This window comes from Stenotrophomonas sp. PE591 (assembly GCF_018320795.1).
Lineage (GTDB): Bacteria > Pseudomonadota > Gammaproteobacteria > Xanthomonadales > Xanthomonadaceae > Stenotrophomonas > Stenotrophomonas maltophilia.
Map to the genome: position 1 here is coordinate 304,615 of NZ_JAAOKO010000001.1, position 18,816 is coordinate 323,430.

Annotated in this window: 15 protein-coding genes and 1 pseudogene; 12 read left to right on the top strand and 4 right to left on the bottom strand. The window is 67.4% G+C overall.

Features of this window, described 5'->3' with window-relative positions:
* Positions 1-4: 4 nt before the first annotated feature.
* Both JLDANKMP_RS01650 and JLDANKMP_RS01655 read right to left on the bottom strand, forming a co-directional pair.
* Entirely contained in the window at positions 5-1,402 is a 1,398-nt protein-coding gene (locus JLDANKMP_RS01650; protein WP_005408818.1) for a glutamine synthetase family protein, read from the bottom strand.
* Positions 1,399-2,160, bottom strand: a complete 762-nt coding sequence (locus JLDANKMP_RS01655) for a gamma-glutamyl-gamma-aminobutyrate hydrolase family protein (RefSeq protein ID WP_212560379.1) — start codon at positions 2,158-2,160, stop codon at positions 1,399-1,401. The genes JLDANKMP_RS01650 and JLDANKMP_RS01655 overlap by 4 nt, the downstream gene beginning before the upstream one ends.
* A 161-nt stretch (positions 2,161-2,321) precedes the next feature.
* Here JLDANKMP_RS01655 and JLDANKMP_RS01660 point away from each other — a divergent pair, with 161 nt between their 5' ends.
* The 5 genes from JLDANKMP_RS01660 to JLDANKMP_RS01680 all read left to right on the top strand — a co-directional run bounded on the left by JLDANKMP_RS01660 (position 2,322) and on the right by JLDANKMP_RS01680 (position 8,993).
* A complete protein-coding gene (locus JLDANKMP_RS01660) occupies positions 2,322-3,599 on the top strand; it encodes an FAD-binding oxidoreductase (protein WP_212560380.1) in 1,278 nt (425 codons plus the stop codon).
* A gap of 50 nt (positions 3,600-3,649) precedes the next feature.
* Positions 3,650-5,254: an MASE1 domain-containing protein gene (locus JLDANKMP_RS01665; protein WP_212560381.1), complete on the top strand. Its 1,605-nt coding sequence runs from the start codon at positions 3,650-3,652 to the stop codon at positions 5,252-5,254.
* A gap of 198 nt (positions 5,255-5,452) precedes the next feature.
* Complete coding sequence (locus JLDANKMP_RS01670) at positions 5,453-7,006, top strand: MASE1 domain-containing protein (protein WP_212560382.1); 1,554 nt, start codon at positions 5,453-5,455, stop codon at positions 7,004-7,006.
* 96 nt (positions 7,007-7,102) lie between these two features.
* Entirely contained in the window at positions 7,103-8,446 is a 1,344-nt protein-coding gene (locus tag JLDANKMP_RS01675) for a diguanylate cyclase (protein ID WP_005408813.1), read from the top strand.
* A gap of 85 nt (positions 8,447-8,531) precedes the next feature.
* Complete coding sequence (locus JLDANKMP_RS01680) at positions 8,532-8,993, top strand: bacteriohemerythrin (RefSeq protein ID WP_004151683.1); 462 nt, start codon at positions 8,532-8,534, stop codon at positions 8,991-8,993.
* Here JLDANKMP_RS01680 and JLDANKMP_RS01685 read toward each other — a convergent pair.
* Complete coding sequence (locus JLDANKMP_RS01685; RefSeq protein WP_212560652.1) at positions 8,974-10,266, bottom strand: MFS transporter; 1,293 nt, start codon at positions 10,264-10,266, stop codon at positions 8,974-8,976. The genes JLDANKMP_RS01680 and JLDANKMP_RS01685 overlap by 20 nt on opposite strands.
* Before the next feature lie 156 nt (positions 10,267-10,422).
* Between JLDANKMP_RS01685 and JLDANKMP_RS01690 the strand changes: the two are divergent.
* Positions 10,423-10,853 (top strand): annotated as a pseudogene (locus JLDANKMP_RS01690) (hypothetical protein); the annotation flags it as partial.
* 126 nt (positions 10,854-10,979) lie between these two features.
* On the opposite strand, the gene JLDANKMP_RS01695 reads toward JLDANKMP_RS01690, so the two are convergent.
* Positions 10,980-12,476 (bottom strand): aldehyde dehydrogenase, encoded by a 1,497-nt coding sequence (locus JLDANKMP_RS01695; protein ID WP_111118094.1) that lies wholly within the window; start codon positions 12,474-12,476, stop codon positions 10,980-10,982.
* Between the two features lie 103 nt (positions 12,477-12,579).
* On the opposite strand from JLDANKMP_RS01695, the gene JLDANKMP_RS01700 reads away from it, so the two are divergent.
* The 6 genes from JLDANKMP_RS01700 to JLDANKMP_RS01725 all read left to right on the top strand — a co-directional run bounded on the left by JLDANKMP_RS01700 (position 12,580) and on the right by JLDANKMP_RS01725 (position 18,800).
* Positions 12,580-13,932 (top strand): aspartate aminotransferase family protein, encoded by a 1,353-nt coding sequence (locus JLDANKMP_RS01700; RefSeq protein ID WP_212560383.1) that lies wholly within the window; start codon positions 12,580-12,582, stop codon positions 13,930-13,932.
* A 63-nt stretch (positions 13,933-13,995) separates the two neighbouring features.
* A complete protein-coding gene (locus tag JLDANKMP_RS01705; RefSeq protein ID WP_043034392.1) occupies positions 13,996-14,874 on the top strand; it encodes a hypothetical protein in 879 nt (292 codons plus the stop codon).
* Between the two features lie 118 nt (positions 14,875-14,992).
* Positions 14,993-16,279 carry a DUF445 family protein gene (locus tag JLDANKMP_RS01710; RefSeq protein WP_024958724.1) on the top strand — a complete coding sequence of 429 codons (1,287 nt, stop codon included), beginning with the start codon at positions 14,993-14,995 and terminating at the stop codon, positions 16,277-16,279.
* Positions 16,280-16,525: 246 nt separating this feature from the next.
* Positions 16,526-16,840: a DUF3649 domain-containing protein gene (locus tag JLDANKMP_RS01715; protein ID WP_005412781.1), complete on the top strand. Its 315-nt coding sequence runs from the start codon at positions 16,526-16,528 to the stop codon at positions 16,838-16,840.
* Positions 16,837-18,474 (top strand): PepSY-associated TM helix domain-containing protein, encoded by a 1,638-nt coding sequence (locus JLDANKMP_RS01720; protein ID WP_212560384.1) that lies wholly within the window; start codon positions 16,837-16,839, stop codon positions 18,472-18,474. Before JLDANKMP_RS01715 ends, JLDANKMP_RS01720 begins: the two co-directional genes overlap by 4 nt.
* Positions 18,471-18,800 carry a DUF3325 domain-containing protein gene (locus JLDANKMP_RS01725; RefSeq protein WP_099474821.1) on the top strand — a complete coding sequence of 110 codons (330 nt, stop codon included), beginning with the start codon at positions 18,471-18,473 and terminating at the stop codon, positions 18,798-18,800. Before JLDANKMP_RS01720 ends, JLDANKMP_RS01725 begins: the two co-directional genes overlap by 4 nt.
* Positions 18,801-18,816: the final 16 nt, after the last annotated feature.

The following is an 18,816-nucleotide window of genomic DNA, read 5'->3' on the forward strand; positions in this document are numbered from 1 at the left end:
ATGCTCAGACGTTCAGCAGCAGGAACTCGCGCTCCCACGAGCTGATGACACGGAAAAAGGTCTCGTATTCCTTGCGCTTCACCGAGATATAGGCGCGGCAGAAGCGCTCGCCCAGCAGGGCCTGCAGTTCGCTGCACTGCTCCAGCCCATCCAGCGCTTCGCCCAGCGAGCGCGGCAGGTTGTAGCCCAGCTCCTTGGCGCTGCCGGTCACCGGCGCATCCGGTGCCAACCGCTCGCGGATGCCCAGCAGGCCGCAGGCCAGGGTCGCCGCCATCGCCAGGTAGGGGTTGGCGTCGGAACCGGCGAAGCGGCTCTCCACGCGCATGTTTTCCGGCGTGTCCAGCGGCACGCGCAGGCCACAGGTGCGGTTGTCGAAGCCCCAGTGCACGTTGCTCGGCGAGACTTCGCCGAACACCAGCCGGCGGTAGGAATTCACGTTCGGCGCGAAGAACGCCATCGCCTGCGGCGCGTACTTCTGCAGGCCGCCCAGATAGTGGCCGAACACCGGGCTGAACTCGCCTTCGGCATCGGTATCGCCAGCGAACACATTGCTGCCGTCGCTCACCCGCACCAGGCTCTGGTGGATGTGCATGGCACTGCCCGGCTCGTTCTCCATCGGCTTGGCCAGGAAGGTGGCATACACGCCGTGGCGCATCGCCGCCTCGCGCATGGTGCGCTTGAACAGGAACACCTGGTCGGCCAGGTCCATCGCATCGGCATGGGTGAAGTTGACCTCCAGCTGCGCCGCACCGGATTCGTGGATCAGCGTGTCCACATCCAGCTTCATCGCATCGGCGTAGTCGTACATCAGGTCGAGGATCGGGTCGAATTCGTTGACCGCATCGATCGAGTACGACTGCCGCGCGGTTTCCGGGCGCCCGGAGCGGCCGGCCGGTGGCAGCAGCGGGAAGTCCGGGTCGGTGTTCTTCTGCACCAGGAAGAACTCAAGCTCCGGCGCCACCACCGGGCGCAGGCCCAGCTCGGCGTAGGCCGCCAGCACGCGGCGCAGTACGTTGCGTGGCGCCAGCTCGTGCGGCTCACCGTTCTTGGTGTAACAGTCGTGGATGACCTGCGCGGTGGCGTCGGCCGCCCACGGCACCATGCGCACCGTGTCCGGATCGGGACGCAGCATCATGTCCGAGTCCGACGGCGAGGTCAGCTCGTAGTAGTCATCAGGGAACTCGCCGGTGACGGTGGTGGCGAAAATGCCTTCGGGCAGCCGCGTACCGTAATCATGCGAGAACTTGTCGGCGGGAATGATCTTGCCGCGCGCGTTGCCGGTGATGTCCGGGACCAGGCATTCGACCTCGGTGATGCGCCGCTCCTTCAGCCAGCGCAGCAGGCTGCTTTCCTGCGGTGCGGGGGGCGTAGCCGTCTTGCGCGGGCGCGTTCGGGAACTCATCGGGAATCCAGTCGGTTCTGTTGGTGCTGCCGGCAAGCTTGGCCGAACGCACGGAAAATAGCGTGATAGAACGGCGAGTCCATGACACGCCACTCCGGGTGCCACTGTACGCCGAGCACGAAACGATGGCGTGGGCTGCGCGCTGCCTCGACCAGTCCATCATCGGCCACGGCCTCGACCTGCAGCCCGTGTGCCAGTCGGTCGATGCCCTGCCCGTGAACCGAATTGACCTGTGCGCGGTCACCGCCTTGCCACTGCGCCAGCCAGCCATCCGCCGCCAGGGCGACCGCATGGGCCGGCCCGTACTGCACATCAACCGGCGCCTTCGGGTCTTCACGATGATCCGAAAGACCGGGCGCCGCGTGCACCTGCGGATGCAACGTGCCACCCAGCGCAACGTTCAGCTCCTGCAGGCCGCGGCAGATCGCCAGCACCGGCAGGTCCAGCGCCAGCGCCTCGTGCAGCAGCGCGAACGCGTTGGCGTCACGGGCCGGGTCATGCGGATTGCCCGGCCAGCTGCGACCGCCGTCGTAATGCTGCGGTTCGATGTTGCTGACCGCACCGGTCAACAGCAGGCCATCGAGCCCCTGCAGCCAGTCGCCGGCCGGCAGCGGCGGCTGCATGCTCGGCAACAGTACCGGGGTCACCTCGGCGGCCTCGGCCAGCGCGCGCACGTACTTCTCGCCGGCCACCGCGAAACGGTGATGGCCGAGCACGGTGCTGTCGGTGGGCAGGCCCACCCAGGGCAGGCGGCGCATGGGAAAACTCCTTGGCGTGCCGACACGTTACCCGCCGTCCGGCGAAGGCGGCAAGTCGTCGCCGTCACACCATGGCTGTCACGCATCGGCGAAACTACTCGGGTGAATGCTGATCGTCCTCCCCCGCTCTCCTCCACCGCACTGCGCCCGCGAGGCCTGCGGTGAGTGCCGCGTTCCCGCCCAGCTGGTATGCCGCCAGCCTGCCCGAACCACCCGCGCTGCCCCCGCTGCAGGGCGAGGTTCAGGCCGATGTCGCAGTGCTTGGTGCGGGCTACACCGGCCTGACCGCGGCCCTGGAACTGGCCTCACGTGGCCAGCGCGTGGTGGTGCTGGAGGCGCAGCGGATCGGTTGGGGCGCGTCCGGCCGCAATGGTGGCCAGGCGCTGGTCGGCTACGGCTGCGAGGTGGACGAACTGGAGCGTCAGCTGGGTCGTGATGATGCACGCCACCTGTTCGACTGGTCGCGCGACGCGGTGCAGGCGATGCGCACGCGCATCGATCGCCACCGCATCGACTGCCATTGGGTTGAAGGCCACGCCAGCGTGGCCATCCGAGAACGCCACGAGCGTGGCCTGCGCGCCAACTGCGAGCACCTGCAACGCCACTACGACTACCCCATGCAGTGGTGGGGCCGTGACGCTCTGCGCGCGCAGCTGGACAGCCCGCGCTACCGCGCCGCGATGTTCGACCCGCTCAGCGCACACCTGCACCCGCTGGCGTATGCACGCGGTCTGGCCGATGCAGCGCGCGCGGCAGGTGTGGTCATCCACGAGGATTCGCCCGTCGTGCGCATCCAGCGCGGGCCACGGCCGAGCCTGCACACTGCCCAGGGCAGCGTGTGCGCCACGCATCTGGTGGTGGCCGGCAATGCCTGGCTGCAGGGCCTGCTGCCCGAGCTGGAACGGCGGATCATGCCGGTGGGCACCTATATCGGTGCCAGTGAGCCACTGGGCGCAGAACGTGCCCGCGCCCTGATCGGCAACAACATGGCCGTGGCCGACACCGCCTGGGCACTGGACTACTTCCGCCTCAGCCACGACCACCGCCTGCTGTTCGGCGGCCGCGCCAGCTACTCGGCACTGCCCCCGCCCGGCCTGCGCGGGGTGATGCAGCGACGCATGCACGACGTCTTCCCGCAGCTGGCCGACGTGGTGCTGGACCAGGTCTGGGGTGGCTACGTGGACATCACCCGCAACCGCGCCCCGCACTGGGGCCGGCTGGACGGCAACCTGTACTTCGCGCAGGGATTCTCCGGCCATGGGGTGGCCGCCGCCGGACTGGCCGGCGAGGTGATCGCCGCCGCCATCGCCGGCCAGAGCGAGCGCCTGGACGTGTTCCAGCGCCTGCGGCATGCACCCTTCCCCGGCGGCCGGCTGCTGCGCACGCCCCTGCTGGTGGCGGCGATGTCGTGGTACAAGCTGCGGGATGCGTTGTGGTAGCGGGGCCCTTCCCAGCCACATAATCGGCGCAGGAGCTGGGGAGCACGTGGATGCAGTGGTGGAAGGACGGCCTGCTGGTGAGGATACGGGTCAGCCCCGAAGGGCTGGCGCTGGCGCTGCTCTATGCCCTCGCCTGCTGGGGTGCGCGCAAGCTGTCACTGGACCAGTTCTTCCTGCCTGCCGGCGTGCGGGTGGCCGCGCTGTTGCTGTGCCCGCCCCGTCTTTGGCCCTACCTGCTGATGGGTGAATACGCCTACTTCGCGCATCTGCGCATCCCACTGATCAGCAAATACAACCTGACCTGGGTAATCCTGGCCTCGGTGTTCCTGATGCCTGCCGTGATGCTGATCGTGCGCCTGCACCGGAAACTGCTGGCACGCACCACGATCGTCGGCGTGATCTCCATTGCGGTATGCGCCGCGACGGTCATCAGTCTGCTCAACCTGGGAATCTCGTACCTGCTCTGGGAGCCGTTGCAGAACGCGTCATTCATCACCAACGTATTGCGCTATGCGCTGGGCGACTTCACCGGCATCCTGATCCTGGCACCCCTGGCATTGCTGTGGATCCGCCGCGCCGAGGAAAAATGGACAACCGGGTCTGTCGCGGCCACGGTCGCAGCACTCGGCGCCATGCTGGTCATTGGCCTGCAGGCGACGCCGGTACCGGCCTCGATCACGGCCCCCAGCTCGCTGCAGCTGCTGTTGATCCTGCCTATTCCCGCGATCGCCCTGACCTGCCTGCTGGGATGGCGCGGTGCGGCCATCGGTGTCGCCGCCGTCAACATGATTCTTGGCCTCAGCACCCCCGCCGACCATCCGACGGCATTCGACCCGGCTACCTTCGCTACCCAGCAGGCCATGGCCATCGCCAGCATCGCCCTGCTGTTGCTGGGCGCGCGCATCACCCACTTCCAGAACCAGCACCGGTTGCGCGAGGAAGATGGCAGAGCGGCCCTGCAGCTTGCGCGGAGTTCACACCTGGCCAGCGAGATGGACCTGCGCGAACGGGCGGCACACCTGCGCCAACTGGGCGATGGCATGGACCTGTCGCTGAACGAAATGGTGAACTGGCTGCATGCGCAGGGTCATCACGCCGTGGCCGACAGCCTGCGGCATACCTCGGAGGTGCATTCGCGCCTGTTCCGGGCCCAGGCCAGCATGATCTATCCCGCCGCCCTGGAACAGCTGGGCCTGTACGTGGCGTTGCAGGCTGGCGGGGTGCGCGAGGCATGGAATGCTACGCATCGCATCGGCCAGCCGAGGTTGACGGGTGACCCCTGTGCACTCGGGGTCGGCCTGCAGCTTGCTGCCTATCGACTCGTGGTCGATGCGGTCTCGCTTCTATTGAAGTGCGAGTGTGGACAGATCTCGGTCAGTATCCGCTGCGGAAGCTCCATCCGGAAGCGTGGTGCCTTCATCTGCGTGGCTCTTCTGGACCGCCACGCATCACTGGGAAGCCGTGCAAAGGCGCTGGCAAACGAGCAGCTGCTGGGCCGAGTGCTCGCACACGCTGGCCACATGGACCTGAGTGGCAACAGGCTCAGGATGGTGTTGACCGAAGCACGGGACGCTCCCCGCCAGGCAGGCACTACTGAAGCCTTGAGGGAAAGCACACGCTCCATGGACACTGGCGCCCCCCGGGCCGCGATCTGACTATCCCCGTGAAAGGAGCTGCAGATCATTGCGCGAAAGTGATCTTTGGTCGGCGCCGAACCCACCCCGTCAGGATCTGGCGCCGGCGTGCAATTGCGCCCCCCTGCTTCCATCGATACTGTCATCCAATGGCGCGTCATGGCGCGTTCAAGCAACCCGCACGGCCGCTGCCATGTCACGAGCAAGGGAGGCTCGGGTTTGGACCGATTCAAGAAGGCGGTTGAACTGAGCTTCCGTATCCGGCCAGCCGGCATCGCACTCGCGGCCGTCTATGCGCTGAGCTGTCTCGGCTCGCGTCAGTTTTCGCTGGATCAGTTCTTCCTGCCGGCGGGCATCCGCGCAGCGGCACTGCTGATCGTCCCGACCCGCCTGTGGCCCTACCTGCTGCTGGGCGAGTACGCGTACTTTGCAACGCTGCGCATCCCCATGATCGACACCTACGGCCTGGATTGGGTCATCCTGGCTTCGACGCTGCTGATGCCGATGGCGATGCTGGTGGTCTACCTGCATCGGATGAGAATGCCGTCCGAAGCAGCCACCGGTCTGTGGCTGCTGTCGCTGTCGTTCTGCACAGCGTTGTTCGTGCCGGGTCTCAACCTGGGCATTTCATATGTCCTATGGTCGAACCCACCACCCAGCAACCTGCTGGACGCGGTCGACCGGACGATCTTTGGCCACTTCGCCGCCATCATCACCCTGGTGCCGTTGGCATTCCTCTGGTCGCGGCGGCAGGCCGACCCCGGTTGGACAGACCGTTTCGTCGCCCCTACCGCCTCGGCGATCCTGGTGATGCTGGTGCTGGGCCTGTGCATGCAATTGACACGCGCCGACGCCCACACGACGCGGACACACATGGTGCTGCTGGCCGCCCTGCCCGCCATCGCCCTGACCTTCATGCACGGGTGGCGCGGCGCAGCCATCGCGATTCCGTTGTTGAACCTCCCCCTGCACGGCGCAACGCCCAGCACTGGCCTGCCTTCCTCGTTCGACCTGGGCACGTTCGCCACCCAACAGAACATGGCGGTGATGAGTGTCGCACTGCTGGCACTCGGTTCCAGCATCAGCTATCACCATCAGCGCGCCCGGTCCCGCGGCCTGGCCGAGGCAACCACGCTGCGCCTGGCACGCGGCTCGCTTCAGACCAGCGAGCGTGAGCTGCATGAACGGGCCGTCCACCTGAAGCACCTGGGCGAGGGCATGGACAATTCGCTCAGCGAGATGGTCAGCTGGCTGAAGTCCCAAGGCCACCATGCGGTCGCAAACAGCCTGCAGCACGCGTCGTCGGTACATTCACGGCTGTTTCGCGAACAGGCCAGCCTGGTCTATCCCACCGGACTGGAGCAGGTCGGGCTCTACATCGCGCTGCAAGCCGGCGGTGCATGCGAAATCTGGAACAACACGGATCGCGTCATTCCACCCAGGCTGGCGGGCAATCCCTGCCTGCTGACCGTGGATCTGCAACTGGCCATCTATCGCTCGCTGATCGAGGCGGTTTCCCTTCTGCTGGAGCTGGAAACCGGGCAGGTCTGCGTGCGCGCCCGAAGCGGTCGGGCAGGCAAGCATCGCGGCATTGTTGCCGTGGTGAGCCTGCTCGACCGTGGTTGCCCGCTTTCCACGCGTACCACCCAACAGGCCGTCGAGCGCCTGGCCGGACGGATGCTTGCCTACGGCGGAACGGTCCACTGCCGCGGCAATCGGCTGCGGCTGGTCCTGCATGAACCGATCACCCACGCGTCGCCAGCGGCGGCCTGACGCGGAATCTGGCCCGGCGCGCAACGTTCGCCGCTAAAGTTACACCCGAAACCGCCGTTATCCGTGCCGAGCCCCTCCCTTGTGAGCCACCGCATCATGCCCGTCCTGCCGCAGGCCGCCGTCGATGGCGACCTGGCCGATCCGCTGCCGCAGCGGATCCTGCTGGTCGAAAACTCCCGCGCCTTCACCGGCATGCTGCGCGAGGCCATCGAGCAGCGCCTGGAACTGCCGGTGGTGATCGCCTCCACCCTGGCCGAGGCCGACCGCCTACTGAGCGAAGGTGGCGGCTGGTTCCTGGTACTGACCGGGCTGGTCCTGGCCGATGGCGACCGCGACGCGGTGGTCGAGTTCTTCCTCAAGCGCGACCTGCCCACCGTGGTGGTCAGCGGCGTCTACGACGAGGACCTGCGCAAGCGCGTGCTGCAGCAGCAGATCATCGACTACGTGCTGAAGAACACTCCCGGCAGCATCGATTACCTGGTGTGGCTGGTGCAGCGGCTGGAGCGCAACCGGCGCATCGCCGCGCTGGTGGTGGACGACTCACCGTCCGCGCGCGGTTACGCCGCAGCCTTGCTGCGCATGTACGGCCATGAGGTGCACGAAGCGGCCGATGGCAACGAAGGCCTGGCCGCGATCGAGGCGCATCCGGCAATCCGCCTCGCCGTGGTCGACCAGGAAATGCCGGGCATGCAGGGCGTGGAGTTCACCCGCCGCCTGCGCACCCTGCGCTCGCGCGACAAGGTGGCGGTGATCGGCATCTCCGGCAATACCGATGCATCGTTGATTCCGCGCTTCCTGAAGAACGGCGCCAACGATTTCCTGCGCAAGCCGTTCTCGCGCGAGGAATTCTTCTGCCGGGTCTCGCAGAATGTGGACCAGCTGGAGCTGATCGGCACCCTGCAGGACCTGGCCACCCGCGATTTCCTCACCGGCCTGCCCAACCGCCGCTGCTTCCTGGAGCAGAGCCAGCGCCAGCTGCCGCAGCTGCAGCTGCACGGCCAGTGCGTGGCGGTGGCGATGATCGACATCGACCACTTCAAGCACATCAATGACACCCATGGCCACGAAGCCGGCGACGATGCGCTGCGCGCGGTGGCCGGCGCGGTGGCCACGCATGCACGCAGCCACGACCTGATCGCGCGCTTCGGCGGCGAGGAATTCTGCCTGCTGGTGCCGGACATGGAGCAGGACGAGGCGCTGCTGTACTTCGAGGAGCTGCGCCAGCGCATCGCCGCGCTGGAGGTGGACATCGGCACCGCCACGCTGCGCATGACGGTCAGCATCGGGCTGTGCTGCCTGCGCCCGCAGCGCGATGCACTGCACCGGCTGATCTCCGAAGCCGACCGCCAGCTGTACCTGGCCAAGGCCGGTGGCCGCAACCGGGTCAGCTGCACCACGGTCGCCAGCCCGCTGCGCCCACGCGAACCGGCGCTGCCCTGACCGGTACGCTTTGATCCAGATCAACGCCGCCCGCGCCGGGCGGCTCTACAGTCGGCCCCGACATACGCATGAAGGGGAGCCGGGGATGGCACTACTGGTCTGGCAGGACGATCTGAACATCGGCATCGATGTGATCGACCAACAACACCGCCGCATCATCGAAATGCTCAACCACCTGCACGTGGCCCAGGCCAGCATGCAGCGTGCCGCAGTGGGTGAAGTGATCGACGAGGTGGTGGACTACACCATGTCGCACTTCGCGTTTGAGGAAGAGCTGATGGAGGAAGCGGGCTACCCGTTCTGTGCCGCGCACAAACGCGTGCATGAGGTCTTCATCAAGCGTGTCTCGGAGTACCGCATGCGCTTCCAGGCCGGCGAGGACATCAGTGACGAGCTGCGCACCATGCTCTCGCGCTGGCTGTTCAACCACATCCGTGGCGACGACCAGGCCTATGCTGAACAGGTCAAGGCGCACCTGAACCAGTTCGCCCGCGAACACCAGGGCGGCGGCTGGCTGGGTCGCACGCTCAAGCGCTTCTTTGGTTGAGCCGCAGCGCGCGCCGGTGCAGTGCCACCAGCGCGCACAGGGTCGCCACCGCGGTCAGGCACAGGTAGTAACCCACCGCAACCAGGCCGAAGCGCTCGGCCAGCCAGGTGGCCAGGTACGGCGCCGGTGCCGCACCGAGAATGCCGGCCAGATTGAAGGACAGCGAAGCACCGGTGTAGCGCACTTCCACCGGGTAGATCTCGGCCAGGAAGGTGCCGCAGGGGCCATAGGTCAGCCCCATCAGGAACAGGCCCAGGCACAGGAAGGCGGTGACCAGCCACGGGCTGTGCGGCTGGAACAGCGGTGCGAACAGCACACCGAAGCCGACGATCAGTACGCTGGCGACAATCATCGTGCGCCGCGTGCCCCAACGGTCGCCATAGCGCGCCGACAGCGGGATGCCCAGCGCGAAGAACAGCATGCCGGCCATCTGCATCAGCAGGAACTGCTCGCGGCTGTAGCCCAGCACCGCGGTGCCATGACCGAGACTGAACACCGTCATCAGGTAGAACAGCACGAAGGTGGCGAAGGCGCCCAGCGTGCCGAGCAGCATCGGTACCGGGTGGTCACGCAGTACCGTCCACATCGGCAACCGCACCGGCGCCTTGCGCTCCAGCGCCTTCTTGAAGACCGGCGTCTCGTGGATGTTCAGGCGCACCCACAGGCCAAGGCCGACCAGCAGCGCGCTGGCCACGAACGGAATGCGCCAGCCCCACTGCAGGAAGTCGTTCTGGCTCAGGCAGCGGCCGAGCACGAGGAAGATGCCGGCCGACAGCAGGAAGCCGAGCGGTGCGCCCAGCTGCGGGAACATGCCGTACCAGGCGCGCTTGCCCGGCGGCGCATTCTCGGTGGCCAGCAGCACCGCCCCACCCCACTCGCCGCCCAGCCCCAGGCCCTGGCCGAAACGGCACAGCGCCAGCAGCGCCGGCGCCCACAGCCCGATCTGCGCATGGGTCGGCAGCAGGCCGATCAGCACCGTGGACAGGCCCATGGTCAGCAGCGCGGCGACCAGGGTGGCCTTGCGGCCGATGCGGTCGCCGAAATGGCCGAACACCGCCGAGCCGACCGGACGCGCGATGAACGCCACCGCGAAGGTCGCCAGTGACTGCAGCAGGGCCGCCTGCTCACTACTGTCCGGAAAGAACAGGTGCGGGAACACCAGCACGGCGGCCGTGGCGTAGATATAGAAATCGAAGAATTCGATGGTGGTGCCGATCAGGCTGGCCAGCAGGACACGACGGGGGGAATTCACGGGCGGCGCGGCAGCAGTGATCGTCGACATCGGCAACACGGGTAACGGCGGATCGCCCGATTCTGCCACGGGCCGATGGCCGCACGGGACGATGGTTTCAGCCGACACCGATGCCAACGGAATTTTTCCGGCCGCCGGCTAGGCTGCGCCACCGGTCCCTGCATGGATGCCTTGCCCATGGCTGCAGTTGCGTTGTCATGCTCCGATTCGCCGCAGCTGCCGCGGATGGCGGCATGGCTGGTGGTACTGCTGGTGCATGGCGGGCTCGCTCTGTGGCTGCTGGACAGCGGCCGGATCGAACTGCGTAGCGGTGAGGGCCCGCGGATCTCGCTGCATTGGCTGCCACCGGAACCGCCGGCGCCGGTACCTCAACAGCCCGCCTTGCCCTCCGCAAAGATGACGCGTCCGGCCGCATCGATGATGCCCCGCCCTGCCCCGGTTGCACAGGCAGAGAGCGCCCTGCCTGCCGCGGGGAACGTGGCTGCAGTGGCGCCACTGATCCTGAGCCTGCGGGCAGCATCGACGGTGGTGACGGCATCAGCGCAGCGGGCGTGGCGCCGCGCCTGATCGGTCGGCGCGAGGTCCATCCTGCGTTCGGGCCTCGCCGTGCTGCCGGTAGCTCGATGGCTGTCTGCCTTCTGTAGAGTCGAGCAAGGCTCGACTGCTCTTCGCGAGAAGCAGTCGAGCAGGGCTCGACGCTACAAAGAGCGAACAGCGGTCAAGCAGCCACGTCGTTACAGCTGGATCCAGGTGGCCTTGATCTCGCTGTACTTGTCGAACGCATGCAGTGACTTGTCGCGCCCATTGCCGGACTGCTTGTAGCCACCGAACGGTGCGGTCATGTCGCCACCATCCCAGCCGTTCACCCACACGCTGCCGGCGCGCAGCTGGCGTGCGACACGATGGGCGCGGCCGAGGTCGCGTGTCCACAGGCCCGCCGCCAACCCATAGCGGCTGTCATTGGCCACGCGCACTGCCTCCGCTTCATCCTCGAAACCAAGTACCGCCAGCACCGGGCCGAACACCTCCTCGCGTGCCAACGCGTGGTCCGGACGCACCTGGTCGAACACCGTGGGCTGCACATAGCAGCCGCCGGCCTCCACCTCGGCCCGATGGCCGCCGAGCAGCAGGCGGGCGCCCTCGCCTTCGGCCCGTGCGATATCGGCCAGCACCTTGTCCACGTGCGCGGCATCGACCAGCGCGCCCATCGGTGCATCGGCCTCCAGTGGATGCTGCGGCTGCATATGCTGGCCGTAGGCAATCACCTGGTGCACGAAGTCCTCACGGATCGAGCGCTGCACCAGCAGCCGCGAGCCGGCGGTGCAGACTTCGCCCTGGTTGAAGAAGATGCCCTGCGCCACGGCCTTGGCTGCTACGTCCAGGTCCGGTGCGTCGGCGAACACCAGGTGCGGGCTTTTGCCACCGCATTCCAGCCAGACCCGCTTGAGGTTGGACCGTCCCGCATGCTCCAGCAGCTTCGCGCCGGTGGCGGTGGAACCGGTGAAGGCCAGCACGTCCACATCCATGTGCAGCGCCAACGGTTCACCGACGCGCGTACCGTGGCCTGGCAATACGTTCAGCACGCCGTCCGGCAGGCCCGCCTCAGCGGCCAGCGCGGCCAATCGCAACGCACTCAAGGGCGACCGCTCGGAAGGCTTGAGCACCACCGAATTGCCCATGGCCAGCGCAGGCGCGATCTTCCAGCAGGCCATCAGCAACGGAAAGTTCCATGGCACGATCGCTGCGACCACGCCGGCTGGCTCGCGCGTGACCAGGCCCAGCTCGTGTGGGCCAGTCGGTGCGACTTCGCCGTACAGCTTGTCCACCGCTTCGGCGGTCCAGCGCAGGCAGCGCACCACGCCGGGCAGGTCGATACGGCGTGCGTCGCGCACCGGCTTGCCCATGTCCAGGGTTTCCAGCAGGGCCAACTCATCAGCGTGCTTTTCCACCAATGCCGCCAAGGCCAGCAACACCCGCTTGCGATGGGCCGGGCTGGCCTCTGACCAGTGGCCCGCATCGAAGGCACGCCGCGCCGACCGCACTGCGCGCTCCACGTCCTCTGCATCGCAGTCGGCGACCACCCCCAGCACGCGCCCATCAATCGGGCTGATGCAGTCGAAGCGCGCGCCGCTGGCAGCGTCGGTGTAACGACCATCAATGAAGGCCTGTGCGGGTATCGAAAGCTGCTGGGCCAGCACCTGCCAGTGGCTGCGGTCGGGAAAGTCGGCCATGTCGGGCTCCTCGGAACAGTTTCCCCGGTTATACCGGCGCGGCCGCGACTCCGCCGTGACGTGGCTGCGCTACATTTCCCCCATCGGACCCGATGGAGCTGGCATGAAACGTCCCGCGAGCGACCTGCACGATCTGGCTACCCAACGCCCGGAGTCATTGGAGGCGTACTGGATGCCGTTCACCGCCAACCGCCAGTTCAAGGCCGCGCCGCGCATGCTGGTACGCGCCGAAGGCATGCACTACGAGGACGTCGACGGTCGCCAGATCCTCGATGGCACCGCCGGCCTCTGGTGCTGCAACGCGGGCCATGCCCGCCCACGCATCGTCGAGGCCATCGTCGAGCAGGCACGCACGCTCGACTACTCGCCGGCCTTCCAGATGGGCTCACCGCCGGCCTTCGTGCTGGCGCAGCGACTGGCCGCATTGGCGCCGACGCCACTGAACCATGTGTTCTTCACCAGCTCCGGCTCGGAGGCGGTGGATACCGCGATGAAGATCGTGCTGGCCTACCACCGCCAGCGTGGCGAGGGCCAGCGCACGCGTTTCATCAGCCGCGAGAAGGCCTACCACGGCGTGGGCTTCGGCGGCATGGCGCTGGGCGGCTTGCCCAACAACCGCAGGGCGTTCGGCCTGCAGCTGGGCGGCGTGGACTACCTGCGCCACACCCTGGACCTGCAGCGCAATGCGTTCAGCAAAGGCCTGCCGCGCCAGGGCGCCGAGCTGGCCGATGACCTGGAACGACTGATCGCACTGCATGACGCCTCAACCATCGCGGCGGTCTTCGTCGAACCCATTGCCGGTTCCGCCGGGGTGATTCTGCCGGCGCCGGGCTACCTGCAGCGCCTGCGCGAGCTGTGCGACCACCACGGCATCCTGCTGGTGTTCGATGAGGTCATCACCGGTTTCGGCAGGGTCGGCATGCCATTCGCCGCACAGCGCTTCGGGGTCACCCCCGACCTGCTGACCTTCGCCAAGGCGGTCAGCAACGGCGCAGTGCCGCTGGGCGGCGTGCTGGCCAGCGACGCCGTGCATGCAACCCTGATGCAGGCACCGCCACAGGCCATCGAGCTGTTCCATGGCTATACCTATTCGGGGCATCCGCTGGCCTGCGCGGCCGCACTGGCCACGCTGGAGCTCTACGCCGAGGAGCGCCTTTTCGAGCGCGCCATCGAGCTGGGCGAGTACTGGCAGGAACGGCTGCATGCGCTGCAGGGCCTCCCCAACGTGATCGACATCCGCAACTTCGGTCTGGTCGGCGCGGTCGAGCTGGCGCCTCGCCGCGATGCGCCGGGCAGCCGGGGCTACGAGGTCTATCGGCGCTGCTTCCACGACGGCGGGCTGCTGGTGCGCTGTACCGGTGACATCATCGCGCTGTCGCCCCCGCTGATCGTGGACAAGGCGCAGATCGACCAGATCACCGGCACGCTGGGCGAGATGATCCGGGCCACTGCCTGAGCCCTGGCCGGCGGCGGCGAGCGGGTACAATGGGCGGTTCCGCTCCTGCTCGCTGCCGTGCCCATGGATATCGTCGTCAAAGAAGAACTCAAGGCCTATATCGACCCGCTGACTGCGGACGAACATGACGCGCTGGAGCGCAGCATCCTGGCCGAGGGCTGTCGTGACGCGCTGGTCCTGTGGGGCAACGTACTGGTCGACGGCCACAACCGCTTCGGCATCTGCCAGAAGCATGGCCTGCCCTTCAACACCGTACAGAACACCCGCTTCCAGAGCATGGAAGACGTGCACCTGTGGATGATCGAGCAGCACCTGGGCCGTCGCAGCGTGTCCGACTTCCAGCGCGGCGTGCTGGCGCTGCGCAAGCGCGACATCCTGGCCGCCCGCAAGCAGATCGAGCAGGCGCAGCTGCAGCGCGAGAGCGATGGCACTGCCGACGTCACCGATGAGGCCGGTGAAGACAGCCCGCCGTGGGAACCGGCGCCGAAGATCAGCCGCGCCGAACTGGCCCGCGAAGCCAAGCTGAGCACCAGCCAGGTTGGCATGATCGAGCGCATCCACGCCCAGGCCGCGGCCGAGGTGGTGGAAGCGGTCAAGGCCGGCGTGATCTCGATCAGCGCCGCCGCCGCCGTGGCTGACCTGCCGGAAGAAGAGCAGCGCGCCGCCGCCGCCGGTGGCAAGGACGAGCTGAAGCAGGCCGCCAAGCGCGTGCGCGAGTCCAAGCGCAAGCCGCGTGCGCCGAAGCCGGAAGCAGCCGAGATGGATTTCGAGGAGGCAAATGAGGACGAGATCGCCAGCCGCGATGCCGAGGTGCTGTCGGCGCTGGAGCAGCTGGGCGAGGACGCACCGGCGCTGCGCCGTCGGGTGGTCGCGCTGACCCGCGAGAACGACACCCTGCGCGCGCAACTGGCCGCGCTGCGCAAGCAACTGGAAGCGCTCTGAACCAAGGGGTAGTGCCGGCCGCTGGCCGGCAACGCCATGAACGTATCGGGTGCGTTGAGGACGCCGGCCAGCGGCCGGCACTACCAGATGCTCATGCCGTGCCGGTTAGACTTCCGGCATGACGTCTGCCAACGATCCGCGCCGCGCTCAGCTGCGGCGCCTGAAAGCCCTCGCGCTGGGCCTGCTGCTGTTGATGCTGGCCGGTTTCGCGGTCAGCCACTGGCAGGGCGAGCGCGGCATCTGGGCCTGGGTTTCGGCGTTCTGCGAGGCCGCAGCCGTGGGCGCACTGGCCGATTGGTTCGCCGTGGTCGCGCTGTTCCGGCGGCCGATGGGCCTGCCGATCCCGCACACCGCGATCATCCCGCGCAGCAAGGAACGCATCGGCGACAGCCTTGCGCTGTTCGTGCGCGACCAGTTCCTGGAGCCGGGCGTGCTGCTGGCCAAGCTGCAGGTGTTCGATCCGGCCAGCCGCCTCGGCAGCTGGCTGGCCGACCCGGCACGCTCGCGCATGCTGGCCGACATGGCCCGCGGCTGGGCGCTGCAGGCACTGGATTTCTTCGACGAAACCGCCGTGCGCCGGCAACTGCACGGCTTCGTTGTGCAGCAGTTGCGGCAGTGGAATGCCGCTGCCACTGCCGGTGAACTGCTGGCCCTGCTGACCGCCGATGGTCGCCATCAACGCGTGCTGGACGAAGGCCTGCAGCGGCTGGGCCGCTGGCTCGAGCAGCCCGAGGTGAAAGAACGCGCCTCGCAGCTGATCGTGCGTTACATCCAGCGCGAATGGCCGACGCTGTCGAGCACGGTGAACTGGGTCAAGCCGATTGACGAGATCGGCGACAGCCTGGCCGAGCGCCTGGCCCGCGCGGTACTGGAAGAGCTGCAGCAGGTACTGGCCGAGCCGCAGCATCCGCTGCGCCAGGACTACGAGAGCTGGCTGCAGAATTACGTGCAGCGCCTGCGCGAGGACCCGGCCCTGGCCGAGCGCATCGAACAGCTCAAGCAGGAAATGATCGACCATCCGGCCCTGCAGGACTACGTGCAGGGGTTGTGGGCGCGCATCCACGCCAGCCTGCGCGCGGACCTGCAGCGCGAGGACTCGGCGCTGGTTGGCCACCTGCAGCGCAGCCTGGGTTCGCTCGGTGCCAGCCTGCAGGCCGACCCGGCGCTGCGCGAGGCCCTCAACCAGCACCTGCTGGAAGGCGCGCAACGCCTGACCGGCCGCCTGCGCGAAGGCGTGACCACGCATATCGCGCAGACCGTGAAGGGCTGGGACGAGCGCCATCTGGTGGAACAGCTGGAACTGAGCGTGGGCCGCGACCTGCAGTTCATCCGCTTCAACGGCACCCTGGTGGGTGGCCTGATCGGCCTGCTGCTGCATGCGGCGACAGTGGTGTTCAGGTTCTAGGCCTCAACGCGCCCCTCGGGTCATCACGCTTGATTCATGAAATGCGAATGCCTATCATTTACTGATCGGTTGTACGCTTAGCCAATCGGGTGCGGAAGACGCACCCATCGCCCGTGTACATCCCCGACCTCTGAACTGCCCGTCTGCGCGGGCCGTGCTTTGTCGATGGGACACGCTGGGCGACATGCGCAGGGCGCAAGGGGGCCGCGGACGCGTTCCATCCCCTCTCCTACCTGCAGGAATGCCGTGGACCGCTCGCCCGCAACCGCCAGCCCCCGCACCTTCTTTTCCAACCCGCGCTGGGGCGTGCTGTCACGCTCGTTGGCCGCGATCTTCGGCGGTTACGCACTGGCCTCGATGACCAGCGTGTTCTGCGCCGTGGCCCTGCCCGGCGCACGTGGCCAGACCGTGCTGACCGGCATGCTGCTGGCCATCCTGGTCGCCGCCTGTGCGGCACTGTGGGCATTCGCCACCCGCAGCGCGCTGCGCGCCTGGGTCGGCATCCTCGCGCCCGCGCTGCTGATGGCCGCCATTGCGCGCCTGATGGGGGCCTGGGCATGAAGAACGGATTCCGCCAGTCGATGGCCTGGCTGCACACCTGGACCGGGCTGCTGGTTGGCTGGTTGCTGCTGCTGATCTTCATGGCTGGCACGGCCAGCTACTACCGCGAGGAAATCAGCCGCTGGATGCGGCCGGAACTGCCGTCCAGCAACGTCAGAATCGACGTCGCCGCACAGCGCGCGGTGGACTACCTGCAGGCCAACGCCGCGCAGGCCGAAACCTGGTTCGTCACACTGCCGCAGCCGCGCAACCCGGCCATGCAGATGTTCTGGCGGTTGCCGCCGGAACTGGCCGATCCCAGCCGTGGCCGCCGCGGTGGCTTCGGCGACGCCACGCTGGACCCCAACACCGGCCAGGCATTGAAGGCGCGCGAGACCCGCGGCGGCGACTTCTTCTACCGCCTGCACTTCGACCTGCACTACATCCCGGTGCTGTGGGCACGCTATCTGGTCGGCTTCTGCGCGATGTTCATGCTGGTGGCGATCATCACCGGCGTCATCACCCACAAGAAAATCTTCAAGGACTTCTTCACCTTCCGCAAGGACAAGGGCCTGCGTTCCTGGCTTGATTTCCACAACGTCAGCGCGGTGATGGCCCTGCCCTACCACGCGATGATCACCTACACCGGCATTGTGACGTTGATGATCATGTACCTGCCGTGGGGGGTGAAGGTGGCCTACCCGCAGGACGAGGACGCGTTCTTCTTCGAGGCCTTCGGCGGCCTCCCGGAAGTGACCGCGCCCGCCGAGGGCCACGCCACGCCGTTGCCGATCGCACAACTGCTGGACAGCGCGCGCGCGCATTGGCACGGCGTGGAGGTGGCCGGCTTCACCGTGTCCAATCCGGGCGCGGCCAATGCGGTGATCGACATCCGCCAGCGCGACGGCAAGCGCCTGTCCATCGACACCCCGGCCGTGCGTTACGACATGGTCAGCGGTGCTCTGCTTGAGGAAACGCCGCCTTCCGGCGGTGCCACCGCCACCCGCGGCGTGCTGTACGGCCTGCACCTGGCGCGTTTTGCCGACTGGGGCCTGCGTGCACTGTTCTTCCTGTCCGGCCTGGTCGGCTGCCTGATGGTGGCCAGCGGCGTGGTGCTGTGGGCGGTGAAGGAACGGCCCAGGCACGCCAAGAGTGGCCGCACCGGCTTCGGCCTGCGCCTGGTCGATGCGCTGAACATCGGCACCGTGGCCGGCCTGCCGATCGCCTTCGCCGCCTACTTCTGGGGCAACCGCCTGCTGCCGCTGGACATCGCCGAGCGCTCGAGTGCGGAGGCCAACGTGTTCTTCTACGCCTGGGCCGGCGCGCTGCTGGCCGCCTTCATCTGGCCGAAGCGGACGATGTGGGCGTGGCAGCTCTACCTGGGCGCGGCCGCGTTCGCACTGGTACCGGTGGTCAATGCGCTGACCACGCATGCGCACCTGGGCAACACCCTGCGCAACGGCGACTGGGTATTGGCTGGCTTCGATCTGTCGATGATCGCGTTCGGCGCGATGCTGGCGCTGTGCGGTTGGCGCATGCAGCGCTGGACGCCACCGCTGAGTGCGGCCGAGAAGAAGAAGCGTGCAGCCACTGCGGCTGCGCCGAAGGCATCGGTGAACACTGCAGACGCGGCCGAAGCGGAGGCCAGCGCATGATGCTGCTGGCACTGGCGCTGTCGTTCTCTGCGTTCACCGCGTTGTCGCTGGCGATGGAAAAGCACCAGCACGATCTGCACGGCAAGGCTGCAGCCCCCCCGGCACGGCGCACGCATTGGCGGGTACTGGGCTGGGTACTGCTGGCGGTAGCGTTCGCACTGTGCGTGGCCGACCACGGCTGGGCGATTGGCCCGGTGCTGTGGCTGGGAACGATGACACTGGGCGGTCTGGCGCTGTCGTTCGGGTTGTATCCGTACCAGCCGAAGTGGATCGTGCCACTGGCGATCGCGCTGCCGGTGTTGGGGCTGGTGGTGGCGTTGCTGTAACCGGGCCACCGGGGTC

What these genes read in the sequence shown, in the direction of transcription:
- JLDANKMP_RS01650 (WP_005408818.1), bottom strand. Translation starts at nt 1,402, where the DNA reads ATGAGTTCCCGAACGCGCCCGCGCAAGACGGCTACGCCCCCCGCACCG.
- JLDANKMP_RS01655 (WP_212560379.1), bottom strand. Translation starts at nt 2,160, where the DNA reads ATGCGCCGCCTGCCCTGGGTGGGCCTGCCCACCGACAGCACCGTGCTC.
- JLDANKMP_RS01665 (WP_212560381.1), top strand. Translation starts at nt 3,650, where the DNA reads ATGCAGTGGTGGAAGGACGGCCTGCTGGTGAGGATACGGGTCAGCCCC.
- JLDANKMP_RS01675 (WP_005408813.1), top strand. Translation starts at nt 7,103, where the DNA reads ATGCCCGTCCTGCCGCAGGCCGCCGTCGATGGCGACCTGGCCGATCCG.
- JLDANKMP_RS01680 (WP_004151683.1), top strand. Translation starts at nt 8,532, where the DNA reads ATGGCACTACTGGTCTGGCAGGACGATCTGAACATCGGCATCGATGTG.
- JLDANKMP_RS01695 (WP_111118094.1), bottom strand. Translation starts at nt 12,476, where the DNA reads ATGGCCGACTTTCCCGACCGCAGCCACTGGCAGGTGCTGGCCCAGCAG.
- JLDANKMP_RS01700 (WP_212560383.1), top strand. Translation starts at nt 12,580, where the DNA reads ATGAAACGTCCCGCGAGCGACCTGCACGATCTGGCTACCCAACGCCCG.
- JLDANKMP_RS01705 (WP_043034392.1), top strand. Translation starts at nt 13,996, where the DNA reads ATGGATATCGTCGTCAAAGAAGAACTCAAGGCCTATATCGACCCGCTG.
- JLDANKMP_RS01710 (WP_024958724.1), top strand. Translation starts at nt 14,993, where the DNA reads ATGACGTCTGCCAACGATCCGCGCCGCGCTCAGCTGCGGCGCCTGAAA.
- JLDANKMP_RS01720 (WP_212560384.1), top strand. Translation starts at nt 16,837, where the DNA reads ATGAAGAACGGATTCCGCCAGTCGATGGCCTGGCTGCACACCTGGACC.
- JLDANKMP_RS01725 (WP_099474821.1), top strand. Translation starts at nt 18,471, where the DNA reads ATGATGCTGCTGGCACTGGCGCTGTCGTTCTCTGCGTTCACCGCGTTG.